General features: G+C 70.6%; 7 protein-coding genes. 3 read left to right on the top strand and 4 right to left on the bottom strand.

Annotation, left to right across the window (positions count from 1 at the left end):
• Positions 1-4: 4 nt before the first annotated feature.
• From J2739_RS17785 to J2739_RS17770, 4 genes are all read right to left on the bottom strand, one after another.
• Positions 5-415: a VOC family protein gene (locus J2739_RS17785; RefSeq protein ID WP_309903978.1), complete on the bottom strand. Its 411-nt coding sequence runs from the start codon at positions 413-415 to the stop codon at positions 5-7.
• Positions 416-452: 37 nt separating this feature from the next.
• Entirely contained in the window at positions 453-902 is a 450-nt protein-coding gene (locus J2739_RS17780) for a helix-turn-helix transcriptional regulator (protein WP_309903976.1), read from the bottom strand.
• Between the two features lie 68 nt (positions 903-970).
• A complete protein-coding gene (locus J2739_RS17775) occupies positions 971-8,506 on the bottom strand; it encodes a DUF4781 domain-containing protein (protein WP_309903974.1) in 7,536 nt (2,511 codons plus the stop codon).
• A gap of 172 nt (positions 8,507-8,678) precedes the next feature.
• The gene (locus J2739_RS17770) at positions 8,679-9,569 is read right to left on the bottom strand and encodes a LysR substrate-binding domain-containing protein (RefSeq protein ID WP_309903972.1); all 891 of its coding nucleotides are present in this window, start codon (positions 9,567-9,569) and stop codon (positions 8,679-8,681) included.
• A 96-nt stretch (positions 9,570-9,665) separates the two neighbouring features.
• On the opposite strand from J2739_RS17770, the gene J2739_RS17765 reads away from it, so the two are divergent.
• The 3 genes from J2739_RS17765 to J2739_RS17755 all read left to right on the top strand — a co-directional run bounded on the left by J2739_RS17765 (position 9,666) and on the right by J2739_RS17755 (position 12,995).
• Positions 9,666-10,256, top strand: a complete 591-nt coding sequence (locus tag J2739_RS17765; protein WP_309903970.1) for a cysteine dioxygenase family protein — start codon at positions 9,666-9,668, stop codon at positions 10,254-10,256.
• A 100-nt stretch (positions 10,257-10,356) separates the two neighbouring features.
• Positions 10,357-11,940 carry a rhodanese-like domain-containing protein gene (locus tag J2739_RS17760; RefSeq protein ID WP_309903968.1) on the top strand — a complete coding sequence of 528 codons (1,584 nt, stop codon included), beginning with the start codon at positions 10,357-10,359 and terminating at the stop codon, positions 11,938-11,940.
• A 17-nt stretch (positions 11,941-11,957) separates the two neighbouring features.
• Positions 11,958-12,995, top strand: a complete 1,038-nt coding sequence (locus tag J2739_RS17755) for a Bug family tripartite tricarboxylate transporter substrate binding protein (RefSeq protein ID WP_309903966.1) — start codon at positions 11,958-11,960, stop codon at positions 12,993-12,995.
• The last annotated feature ends 13 nt before the right edge of the window (positions 12,996-13,008 follow it).

Genomic DNA, 13,008 nt, shown 5'->3' with positions numbered 1-13,008 from the left:
CGCTTCAGCGCAGCGCCTGGATTCGCAGCATGTTGCCCGCGGGATCGCGAACGGCGCAATCACGCACCCCATAGGGCTGCTCGGTGGGCTCCTGCACGATCTCGGCCTCGCTGGCCTGCAGGCGCTCGAAGGTGCCGTCGAGGTCCCGGGTCGCCAGGAGGATCGTGGCGAAGGTGCCCTTGGCCATCATCTCGGCGATGGTGCGGCGCTCGTCCTCGGTGATGCCCGGGGTGGCGGATGGCGGGTACAGGACGATGGACGTGCCGGGCTGGCCGGCAGGGCCGACCGTGATCCATCGCATGCCCTTGTAGCCGACGTCGTTGCGGACCTCGAAGCCGAGCGTGTCGCGGTAGAAGGCCAGGGAGGCGTCCGGGTCGTTGTGCGGGAGGAAGCTCGAGTGAATGGTGATGTCCATGGTGCTCAATCGAAGTGAATGAAGGGGTCCATGGCGGTCAGTCTAGTTGCGCTTCGGTGGCCGGCGCTTCTCGATTCCTGATCGGCCGCGTGACCTGCTTCGCGATGCACGACGGCATCCCCACCGTCGCGGCCGCAGCGTGGCGCCGATACACGCCGGGCGACATGCCGACCAGCTCGGTGAAGCGCGTGCTGAAGGTGCCCAGTGATCCGCAGCCGACCTCGAAGCAGACCTCGGTGACGCTGAGGTCGCCACGGCGCAGCAGCGCCATCGCGCGCTCGATGCGCCGCGTCATCAGGTAGGCGTAGGGCGACTCGCCGTAGGCGAGCTTGAACTGGCGGCTGAGGTGCCCGGCCGACATGGACGCGCCGCGGGCGAGCGCCTCGACGTCCAGCGGCTGCGCGTACTCCCGGTCGATCCGGTCGCGAACGCTGCGCAGGCGTGCGAGCTCGCGCAGCTTCGTCGCTTCTTCGGGTCTGGTGCTCATCCGGACGATCGTGCCACGCCGCACCCGCGCGCTCAAGCGCGTGGGCGGTGCACGGCGCAGCGAATCCGTCAACCGACCCGGATCTGCCAGCCGTCGATCAGCGTGTCGGGATCGCCCTCGACGTGGGTCACGACGCCGTCCATCAGCCGCTTGTCGAAGCGCGGGTTGAGGTTGAAGAGCTGCGACAGCGCCTCGCTCACCACGTGGTTCTCGCCGCCCTCCTCGCGCGCCTCGGCCAGCGCCGTGGGCGTGAGCAGGGTCTGCAGGTTGTGCTCCGAGATGCCCCACAGCGTGGCGCTCTCGCGCCGGTCGCCGTCGACGACGACATGGACAGGCTTGACCGGCGGCTGCGTGGGCGTGGGTTCCGTCCCGGGGTCATCGGGGTCATCCGGCGGCGTCTTCGGCGGTGTTGTTGGTGGCGTCGTCGGTGTCGTCGTCGGTGTCGTCGGCGGCGGTGTCGTCGGCGTTGTGCTCGGCGTTGTGCTCGGCGGTGTTGTCGGCGATGCCGTCGGCGGACTCGTCGGCGATGAACCGGGCCCGCTCGTCGGCGGCGTGGACGGCGGCGCCTTCTTCTTGCCGTCATCTTCCGCGAACAGCGCATTGATCAGGTTCACCGTCGGCGCGGTGGCGCCGGTCAGCAGCAGGCGGACACGCCGGCGGTTGGCGGCGCCCTCGGTCGTGCCGTCGAGCTTCAGCGAATCGACGAGGTTGTCGCTCTTCGCGAAGCGCTTGACCACCGGCGTCTTCTTCGCCAGGCCGGCCAGCGTCTCGCCCACGCTGTCGGGCACCTGGTCGAGGGCCTGGTTGTAGCCGCGGCCGATGCGCTTGCCCACGCCGAACAGGCCGTTGCCCTCATACAGGCCGCGCGGCGCCATGCGCACGCCGTAGATCGTGCCCTTGCCCTGCTGCGCGCGCAGCCAGCCGCCGTTGGAGACGATGCCGTGGAACATGGTGATGCCCGCCAGCACCGGATGGCCCGTGGAAGCCAGCAGCACCCCCATGAAGGTGTAGCGGTACATGCTGGGCAGCGCCATGAAGTCGCCGGCCGTGTTCATCGACTTGGCGGCCTTCTCGCTCTCGGTCTTGGCCATTGCGCGCAGGGGGCTGTCGTCGCCGGTGCGCTCGGCCTCGGCGATGGCCTTCTCGATGGCCTCCACGCGCTCGTTGGCTTGCGCCTTGCGCAGCAGCACGTGCTTGCCCCAGGTGCGGTCCTCCGCGGGCGGCGGGTCGCCGCGATCGTTCGCGTCCTGGAGTGCCTTCTTGTCGGCCTGGATGGATGCCTCCGCCTTGTCGCGGGCCCCTTGCGTCATCCACTTCTCGCGGTTCGTCCACCAGGTGTCGCGCAGGTACTCCATGCGTTTCAGGCGCTTGTCGAGGTAGGCCTTGACCTCCGCGATCGGCACCTGGCTGTCGGGCCCGGCATCGGAGAACTTCGTTCGCGTGTTGAGCGCGCGCAGGTAGCTCCACTGGATGCCGATGTTCGGCACGTTGCCCACCACCTCGCCCGACATGCCGGCGGTCCGCAGGCCGCCCTTCATGCTGGTCCATGAGCCGGGCGTGAAGGCCTGCTTGACGAAGTTGTAGCTGGCGCCGAGCCCGGAGTTGGTGGCAAAGCCGAGCGCGAGGTACTTGAAGGTGACGCCCACCCTGGAGCCCATGTGCATGGTGCTGCCCAGCGCCCCTTGCACGTCCTTCATGTCGATCAGGTTGCCCTTCTCGTTGACCATCTCGCGCGCCCGGCCGTAGCCCAGCTCGGCCTCCCGCGCGGCGAGCACGCGGTCGCGCGTCTCGGGGCGCAGGCGGTTGAAGGCGGCCACGGTCTGCGCGTCGCCGGCGTTGTAGGCATCGACGGCACGCGCCAGCGCCGCGGGCGAGGCGTTCGGGTCGTGCAGCGCGCGGCCTAGCAGCGCGCGCTTGCCGAGCGCATCGAGCAGCGTGCCCGGCGCCATCTCCGGCAGTTGCTGATCGGCGCCGGCCTTGATTTCGGCCTCGGAGGCCAGGCGCACCGGGTAAGCCTCGGCGACGTCCTTGGGCACGGCCGCGTCGTCCAGCCCCTTCCGGTAGCGCGCGACCGCCTCGCCGAACTCGCCGAGCTGGTCGACCGCCTTCTGCTTCTTGCTCGCGATCTCCGCGGGCGACAGGCCGCGCAGCGGCGCGCGCTTGGCCACCCGCTCGACCTGCTGCACGGCCGATGCGGCGTCGCCCTTGCGGGCAAATTCCAGCGCGTTCTCCAGCCCGCGCTTGCCCGTGTAGTAGGCGCCCCGCGTGCCCAGCCCCCGGGTCTGATTGATCCAGGTGGCCCAGGGGCCGCCGGTCACGTGGTCGAAGAAGCCGCCGGCGCCGAAGATCTTGGCGGTGATGGCGGTGCCCTGCGTGAAAGCGAAGGCAGCCAGGGCCTTGGTCGGCCCGGTGATGTGCGCGACCCAACCGCGGAAGCCGCCGCCGGAAGGCGTCGATGCGGCCGGCGCCGAAGGTCCCTTGGGACCGCCAGAGCCGGAGCCGGAGCCAGACCCGGAACCCGCGGACGATGACGGCGACGACGAGCCCTGCGGCACGCCGCTCGCATGGGCGCCGGTGGGCGGGACCGCGCCTCCCGGCTGGCCCGATCCGCCCTGTCCGTGCGTGCCCTGTCCGCCCGCGTTGGCCGAGGCCTGCGGGCTGAGCTCGCGCACCGTTGCCAACCGATGCGGCGAGCGGGTGTAGGGGGCATTGGCGGCCTGCTCTTCGCCGCCTGCAGCCAAGGGCAGCTGCTGTTCCTGCGGCCGGCGCGCGGATGCCGGCACCGCCCCGGGCCCGGGGTCGGGCCCATCGCCCGCGGGCCGCCGCAGCACCAGCGGGATCACCGGCGCCAGTGCCGCATCGGGCGACTCGGCCACCACGACCGGCGGCGGGCCATCCGGATGCAGGGGAACGATCTCGGCGGGCGCCTGCATCGCGTCCTCGCCGCGCGCCGCCGGCGATTCGCGGAAAGGCTGCAAGGCGTCCTGCGCCGCGGTGGGCGCCTGCGGATCGTCGGCCGCCTGGGCCGGCCGCCGGCTGGCCAAGGAGATCACTTCCGCCCCGTCCGTCACATCGCTCTTCGTCGCCGCGGTGCTGCCGGCCTTCACCGTCTCCGGCTGCGCCGCCGCCACCGTCTGCGGCTTGAGCGCGTTGTGCACCCGCGCATAGCCGCGCGCGAACACCGGCGAGGCGAAGCCGGCGGCATTGAGGCCCAGCATGCCCAGCTGCTTCTGGCGCTCGCCGGGCGTCATGTGCTCCCAGTTGTCGATCATGTAGCGCGCGCCTTCCTCGAAAGCGTAGACGCTGCCCACGCCCAGCGGCTTGGCGGCCGCCGCAGCGGGCCGGCCCCAGCCCTGGGCACTTTGCGAGTAGCGCGCGAAGTCCGCCAGGTGCTTGTCGGCGGCCACCATGTCCTTGGCGCCGCGCGCCGCCGCCGCGGCCTTGAGCGCATTGCCGGCACGCATGGCCTGGATGGTGGCGCGCGTCGACGCGCCCACCACGGGAACGCTGACGGCCGACAGCCCGAGGTTGAGCCAGTCCAGCCGCGCCTGCGTGCTGCTGAAGGGATTGATGTCCTGCCCATGGCTGCCCTGCCGGTACAGGCTCTCGGCCGAGGTGGCGATCCCGTAGCCGGCCGCCAGCGCCGTGGCCGAGCCGGCGATCAGCATCACGCCGGGCGCCGACAGCGTGCCCAAGGAACCCACCGTCAGCACCACGCCCGCCACCACGCCGACCACGCCGGCCACCACGTCGAGGTGCGTCGTGCGCCGGAAGCTCTCCCAGCCGGTCTCGGTGCGTGCGTCGCCGGCGAAGAGCTTGACGTTGCCGCCGGCGTCGAGCTTGAAGTTGCCGTCCTCGGGCGTGACCAGGTTCACGCCTTGCACCGGCAGGCTGTTGTTGGCGCGGTAGTCGTCGAGGTCGTCGTAGACCCAGCCCTGCTCGTCCACCAGCTTCGACTCGCCCGGCTTGGTCTCGACCTTGAACACGGCGGTCTTGACGATGCCGCCCTGCTCGCCTTCCAGCCCGTAGACCACCGGCAGCGCCATCACGCGCGCCTTGTCGCCGCCTTCCTCGACGATCTTGTCGACCGTGCGGTCCAGCACCGCCTGCTGCTCCTTCGTGAGCTTGGTGAACAGGCTCTGCGTCTGCTGCAGCCGCTCGTTGTTGGCCGGCGTCGAAGGGTCCAGCGTCACGTCGGGCTTCCAGCCCAGCGCGGTCGCGACTGCGTTCTCGAGCTGCGTGCGACCCTGCATCTGCGTGAACTGCCCGCCGTACTGCACGTAGTGGCTGTTGATGATGGACTGGCCCATCAGCGTCGGGTCGCGCATGAAGAGCTTGTAGAGCTCGGCGCCGTTCTCGTGCTGGTCGGGCCGCAGGTTCTGCGCGATGAAGTTCTGCTCGCGTGCGCTGGCGCTTTCGGTCGCCCCGGCCACCTGGTAGCGCTTGGCGGTGTCCACCTTGGCCTGCGCGGCCTGCAAGGCCTCCCAGGTGGTGCTGCCGGTTTCGGCCAGGCCGGGATGCGCGCGCTTCCACGTGTCGTGCGCGGCCTGCGCGGTGCCCAGGTCGCGCTGCGCGGTGTCGGTGTAGAACTTGTTGTGCGAGTCCAGCCACTGGCTGCGTGCCGCGACAGCCTTGGCGCGCGCGTCGCTTTCCATTTCGGAGGGCGGCTTGGCGTAGCAGGCGGTCTGCGCGCGGCCGGCGCGTTCGTTGGCCTCGTAGAGCTGGCGGGTGCGGTGGGCCTCCTGCCACAGCAGCACCGCATCGACCGCGGCCTGCTCGTTCTGTGCGATGGACAGGCGCGCGTTGGCATCGTCCAGCGCGTTCTTGAGCTGCGTGCGGTCGCCGGTGCCGGCTTCGTAGGCGTGCTGGGCCTGGTCGCGCGCGGTGGTCGCGTCGGCGACGCTCTGGTCCACCTGTTTCTTGCGCGGACCGAGGTCGTCTCCAAGCCGCAGCGTGGGTACCGGCTTGCCGTCCGGTCCGAGCAGCGGCTGGGCCTCCGGCGGCGGCGGCGCCTCGGCCGCGGCATCGCCGAGCAGCTTCTCGACCTTGCCGCGCTCGCTGCGCGCCTGCGCCAGCCGGCCGTTGCCGAACTCGGAGGTGTCCCACAGCCGCGCCGTGGCCGGGTTCATCTTGTACTCGCCCTCGCGCACGGTGAAGTGGCGCAGGTCGCCATAGCGCTCGGACTTCTGCCAGCCCACGACCTCGGAGTCCTTCTTGACGATCACCGTGTAGCCGCCGCCGCACGCGTCGTGGCGCACCTCGATGTCATCGGGCGAGAGCCCGCGCGGCAGGCCCTCGGCGCTGACCTTGCCGTCGGCGCCGGGCTTGAGGTTCCACGTCGGGTCGTAGTTCTCCGGATAGATGTCGGCCGTGACCGACTCGCCGTCCTTCATGAACATCGACAGCTGCGGCTTGGCAAAGTGGGCTTGTCCGTACTGGTACTGCGCCGCGTACCAGTCGCGCTCGGCATCGATCAGCTCCAGCTTCGTCTCGTAGTCGCGCACCGTGAGCTTGGCGGCATCGAGCGCGTCCATCGCCTTGTTGCGCTCGGCCTCGGTGGCGGTGCTGCCGGGGGCGGTGAGCTTGTCGACCGTGTCGCTCTTGGTCTTCGCATCGGTGCGCGCCTGCGGCAGCAGCGTGTCGCGCATCTTCTTCTCGTCCTGCGGCGCGAGCTTGGGTTGCGCCTCTTCATGCTTGCGCTGCGCCTCGCGCGCGGCGTCGCGCAGGCCCTGCAGCTGGCCGGCATCCACCGCCTTGCCCGCGGCCTGGTCGCGCTCGGCCCCGCGCAGATCCTGCATGGCCTTCAGTGCATCGGCCTCCGCCTGCGCGACGCGCTGCGTCTCGAGCGCCTTGCCCAATTGCTGCGGCGTGCTGGGCGCCACCACGGGGCCGATGAAACCGGGCGGACGTTCGGCTGCGTTCTGGCCGGCCTGCGCCGTTTTCACGGCGGCATTGGCATCGGCCAGGCGCTGGTTGATGGCGTCGGCGTTGTCGAGGTACAGCGCCTCGTCCAGCTTGGGGCCGCTGCCGTCGGCGCCGCCGACCAGGTCTTCCTTGACCTGCGCCAGCGTCTTGCCGGTGTCCACCGCCTGCGCCTTCGCAGCTTCGCCCTTGTCGTGCGCGGCCCAGAGGCTCGCAGTCGCCGGGTGCAGCTCGGTCTTCTTGTCGCCGTCCACGTAGTAGTACTTGCCGTCGATGGCCTGGACCTTCTTGCCTTCCTCGCTGCCGGGCTTGGCCCAGAAGGCGGGGTCGTAGCCCTCGGCCTTCTCGGTCTTCGTGCTGGTCTTGTCGCCGTTGCGCTCGGTGACGGTGTAGGTGCCGGGCTGCTGCTGCGACTCGGCCTTCCAAGCGGCCTCGGCGTCGGTGGATTCGACGCCGGCGTCGATCTGGTCCAACTGGGCCGTTTCGTCATCGGAGAGTGCGTGGGCATAGCGCTGCGCATCCTGCGCATCGCGCAGCGCGGCATCGGCCTGCGCGATCTTCTTGGCATCGCCGCCGGCCACCGCCTGCTGGTACTTGTCGCTGAAGTCCTGCACCTCCAGGTCGGCCACGCGTGCCTCATAGTCGGCGTTGACCGCGCCCACCACGTTCGTCTTGGGGTTCTGCGGGTCGGAAGGATCGCTGGTGCCGTAGGCCTTGACCAGGCCATTCAGCTTCGCATTCGCGCGGCTCGCGACCGCGCGCAGCCGTGCCGCCTCGTCCTTCGCGTTCTGCTTGGCGCTGATGAGGGTGTCGTTGCCGCCGGGCCCCTCACCGAAGCTGGCCGCGTACTTCTCGGCCTTGACGGCCGCGGCCTCGGCATCGCCGGCTTCGGTGCGCGCATTGGCGACCTGCTTCTTGCCGGACTGGTTGACCTGGTACTGCTCGCTGCGCAGTTGCCGGACCGCCGGCGACTCGGCCTTGACGCCGTCCTGGGCCTTCTCGATCTGAGCGCCCATCCACTCGGGGTCGAACACGCCGCCCTCGTCGACCGCACGCTCGACCTTCGCGGCCTCCTGGTCGATGGCGGCCTTCGGGTCCTTGCCCTCGGCACGGGCCTGGACGGCGGCATTGCGCATGTCCTGCTGCGCGGCCTGCAGCCATTCGTCGACGGCGGCATTGACCGCGGCCTTCTGCGCCGCGGTGCCATCGCCGCCGCGCGCCTGGGCCTCGAAGACTGGCTTGGCGGCTTTCTGCGCCTTGTCGAGCAGGGCCTTCGTGTTGGCGCTCGGCAGCGCCGGCCGCTGCTGGCCGGCCGGCGGCGGCTCGTAGAGGTTCACCGTCTTCTGCGCCGCGTCGACCTCCGTCTTCGCGGCCCGCGTCGCTTCCGAGGGATCGTTGGCCGGACGGCGCTGCTGCACATCGTCGAGCCTCGAGGCAGCGAGCTTGGCCTCCTTCTCGCGCAGGTTGGCGATGGCTTCTTTCTTCAGCGCATCGATCGCATCGGCCTTCTTGCGCGCTGCCTCGGCCTGCCGCCGGGCTTCCTCGGCCACGCGCCTGGCCTCTTCCGCCGCGCGCCGCGCCGCTTCTTCCGCCCGGCGCCGGGCTTCCTCGGCAGCCCGCATCGCCGCCGCGTGGTCGATGGCCGCCTGGGTGGAACCGGAAGAGGATGCGGGTGCGACCATGAAGACTCCTGGGCTTTTTCTCGGGGGGATGCGCTCCCGAGATTAGCCCGGCCCGCGTGACACGCACATGGCCGCGCACCACGAAAACTCGTAGTGCGCGGATGCGACATGCCGGCGCAGATCGGCCTGCGCCATGACCTCGACCAGCGCTGCAATGAGCTCCGAGACCACCTCAGGCGCCGGCCGAAGGCTCGCGCTGGGCGCCGGTGCGCAGCAGGCGCATGCGGCTCTTGAGGATCTCGAACACTTCCCGCGTCACCGGGTTCACGACGTGGCTGCGCACGTACAGGTGGTAGGTGAGGTCGGGCAGGCGCGGCAGGCCGTCGTTCAGGCCCAGCACGCGCAGCCCGGCGTCGAGCTGTTCCACGCCGCGTGCCGTCACGCCGAGGCCGGCGCGCAGCGCGGCCTTGATGCCGATCAGACTGCTCGAGGTGTAGCGCGGCGTCCAGGCGACGCCCATCGCGTCGAGCGCCTCGCGGCCCAGGCGGCGGAAGATGCTCGGCCCGTCGGCCTCGATCAGCGGGATCGGCTTGGCCTCGTCGTGCAGGTAGGTGGCGCTGCACAGCCACACGGTCGGCGAGGTGCGCAGCACCACGCCCTCCAGTTCCGGATCGACGCGGTTGGAGATCGCCATGTCGATCTCGCCACGCTTGAGCGACTCCATCAGGAAAGGACTGCGCCCCACGTGGATGTCGAGCTGCAACAGCGGCGAGCTGCGTGCCACCTCGGTCAGCAGCGGCGGCAGCATGGTATCGGCGACGTCGTGCGGCGCGCCGATGCGCAGCACGCCTTCGAGCCGGCCCTGCTGGAAGTTGCGTATCGCCTCGTCGTTGATGGCCAGCAGGTGGCGCGCATAGGTCAGCAATCGTTGGCCTTGCTCGGTCAGCTTCTTCTGCCGGCCCTGCTTCTCGAAGAGGGGGTGGCCGATCTGCTCTTCCAGGCGCTGCATCTGCTGCGTCACCGCGGACTGCGTGCGTTCGAGATGGACGGCCGCGGCGGCAAAGCTTTCGTGGGAGACGATCGCGTCGAGCGAACGCAGCAGTTCGAGGTCGAGGGTTTTCATCCATTAATCTTATTGATGGATTCAATGCCCGCGCTGGATTGTTCGCGATCCCGGTCCTGCCTACAGTGGCACTCGATCGTCAACGCAGGAGACCTCTTGAGCAAGCCATCCCCCCAACGAGACGAAGCCGTCGCCGCATCGATCGGCCGCATGAAGCAGGCCACGCGCACGGGCGAGCCGACCCGCGAGGCGCTGGCCGACGTGCTGGACACGCTGATGGCGCTGGCCGCACGGCGGGAGCTCTGGACCGAGGCCGACTTCCCGGCGCCCGAGGCGGGCGAGCACCAGGCCCGTTACCTGATCGCCGAAGACCCGGACCAGAGCTACGCGCTCTACCTGAACGTGATGCGGCCCGGCAAGCGCATCGTGCCGCACAACCACACCACCTGGGCCTGCATTGCCGCGGTCGAGGGCACCGAGCACAACCGCGTCTACGAGCGCCTCGACGACGGCAGCGTGCCGGGCGTCGCGAGACTGGCCGAGACGGACTGCGTGGTGGTCGCGCCGGGCACCGGCATCGCGCTCATGCCCGAGGACATCCATTCGGTCGAGATCCAGGGCGAACAGGTGATCCGCCACCTGCACATGTACGGCCGCGCTCTCGAGACCCTCGACCGGCGCACCGGCTACGACCTCGAGAAGGGGACCTGCCAGACCATGGGCATCGGCGTGCAGACCCGGCGCTGATCCCTCCCGCCGATCGCGGCAAGCCGTGCGCGGCCGATTCGGGCCGTGCACCGCACGGCCGCGGCCGTGTCCCGTTCCTCCTCACGCTCTCTTCGTTCCCATGCACCCACAGATCGACGCCCGAACCCTCAAGCACTGGCTGCACGACGGTGCCGAACTGGCACTGCTCGATGTGCGCGAGCACGGCCAGTTCGGCGAATCCCACCTGTTCCATGGCACGCCGCTGCCCTACAGCGTGCTCGAGACCGAGGTGGCGCGGCTGGTGCCGCGACGCTCCACCCGCACCGTGGTGTACGACGAGGCGGGCGAAGCCGAAGGCGTCGCGCAGCGCGCCGCCGCGCGGCTGGCGGCCCTCGGCTATGCCGAGGTGTCTGTGCTTCGCGGCGGCACGCAAGGCTGGACGGCCGCCGGCTACCCGCTGTTCGCGGGCGTCAACCTGCCTTCGAAGACCTTCGGAGAGCTGGCCGAACAGGTCTATCACACGCCGCGCGTGAGCGCCGACCGGCTGGCCGCCATGATCGCGCGCGGCGAGCCGGTGGTGGTCCTCGACGGCCGTCCGGTGAGCGAGTTCCGCAAGATGAACATCCCGACCGCGGTCTGCTGTCCCAACGGGGAACTGCCCTATCGCATCCGTCATCTCGTGCCCGACGACGCGACGCCCATCGTGATCAACTGCGCGGGCCGCACGCGCAGCATCATCGGCGCGCAGACCCTGATCAACCTCGGCCTGCCCAACCCGGTCTATGCGCTGGAGAACGGCACCCAGGGCTGGTTCTTGGCGGACCATGCCCTCGAGCACGGCGGGCAGCGCCGCTACGCCGACGCCAGCGGCAGCACCGCGCTGAAGGAACAGGCGATCGCCCTGGCGCGGCGCTTCGAGGTGCCCTTCGTCGACGCCGACACGGTGGCGCGCTGGATCGACGATCCGCAGCGCACGCTCTTCCTCTGCGATGTCCGCACCCCGGAGGAATTCGCGCGCGGCAGCCTGCCGGGCGCGCAGCACACGCCCGGCGGGCAGCTGATGCAGGCGACCGACCAGTTCGTCGGCGTGCGCGGCGCCAGGCTGGTGCTGCTGGACGACGACGGCGTGCGCGCACCCGCGGTGGCGAGCTGGCTGCGGCAGATGGGCCACGACGCGTCGGTGCTCGTCGACGGCATTCGAAGTGGCCTGGCAATGGCGCCGGCCGGCATCACCCAGCCGCCGGCGCTCGCGACGATCGGCGTGCAGGCGCTGGCGCAGCGTCTTCGCGGCGGCGATACGGCGGTGCTCGACCTGCGCTCGAGCATGCAGTTCCGCGCCGCACACATCGCGGGCGCGCGCTGGTCGATCCGTCCGCGGCTGCCCGGCGCGCTGGCGGGCGAGACCCGGCCGGTGGTGCTGGTCGCCGATCAGCCGCAGGCGGCGCGGTGGGCTGCCGCGTCGGACTGGCCCTCGGCCCTGCCACCGCCCGCGCTGCTCGAAGGCGGCATGCAGGCCTGGGAAGACGCGGGCCTGCCGGTCGAGCGGAGCCCCGCGCTTCCCTCCGATGCCGAGTGCATCGACTTCCTGTTCTTCGTGCACGACCGGCACGACGGCAACAAGGAGGCCGCGCGCCGCTACCTGGCCTGGGAAACCGGCCTGGTCGCGCAGCTCGACGCGCAGGAGCTCGCCGCCTTCCGCCTGCCTGCGCCCGCCCTGACCTGATTTCACCGGAGTTCACGATGACCCTTGCCGCCCTGCCCCGCCCCCTCTCCGCGTCGCTGCCCCTTCGCCGGCTCGCCGCCTTCGCCGCCTTCGCGGCGGCCCTCGCAACGGCCGGCCCGCCGCCGGCCCTTGCCGAAGTGCTCGCCGCGCGCGACGGCTTCCCGTCCCAGCCGATCCGCTTCATCTCTCCGTTCCCGGCCGGCGGCGGCAACGATGCCACCACGCGCTTCGTCACCACGCGCCTGCCCGAGGTGACCGGCCAGCCGGCGCTGGTCGAGAACAGGGGCGGTGCCGGCGGCAACATCGGGGCCAAGGCGGTCGCCGACGCACGCCCCGATGGCTACACGCTGCTGACCGCGCAGGTCTCGCTGATGGCGGTGAACCCGACGCTCTACGCATCGGCAGGCTTCGATCCGCTGAAGAACTTCGTGCCGGTCACGCAGCTCAACGCAGCGCCGCTCGCGATCGTGGTGCCGGCCGACTCGCCGCTCAAGGACTTCGATGAGCTGGTCCGCCGCAGCAAGGCCCAGCCCGGCCGCCTGACCTACGCCTCGCCCGGCAACGGCACCCTGTCGCACCTGGTCGGCGTGGTGCTGCAGAAGGAAGCCGGCGCGCAGATGACGCACGTGCCCTACAAGGGCGCGGCGCCGGCCATCACGGACCTGATGGGACACCAGGTGGACGTGCTGGTGACCTCCACCGCCTCCGTGGCCGGCATGATCCAGAACGGCAAGCTGCGCGCGCTGGCCGTGACCAGCCCGCGCCGCATCGGCGTGTTCGCCAAGGTGCCGACGCTCGAGGAGCTCGGCTACAAGAACGCGCGCTTCGAGGACTGGTACGGCGTCTTCGCGCCCGCCGGCACCTCGCGCGAACGCGTGGCCTACCTCCACGATGCCATCGTGCGGACCCTGCGCATGCCGGAGGTCGCGCGGCTGATCACCGAGGGCGGCAGCGAAGTGGTCGGCAATTCGCCCGAGGAGTTCAAGGCGCAGCTGAGCCAGGACATCGACCGTTGGTCCAGCGTGGTGAAGCTCTCCGGCGCACGGGTCGACTGAAGGACGCGGCACA

The organism is Variovorax soli, assembly GCF_031454625.1.
Classification (GTDB): Bacteria; Pseudomonadota; Gammaproteobacteria; order Burkholderiales; family Burkholderiaceae_C; genus Variovorax; species Variovorax soli_A.
This window is presented reverse-complemented; position numbering and strand designations above follow the sequence as displayed.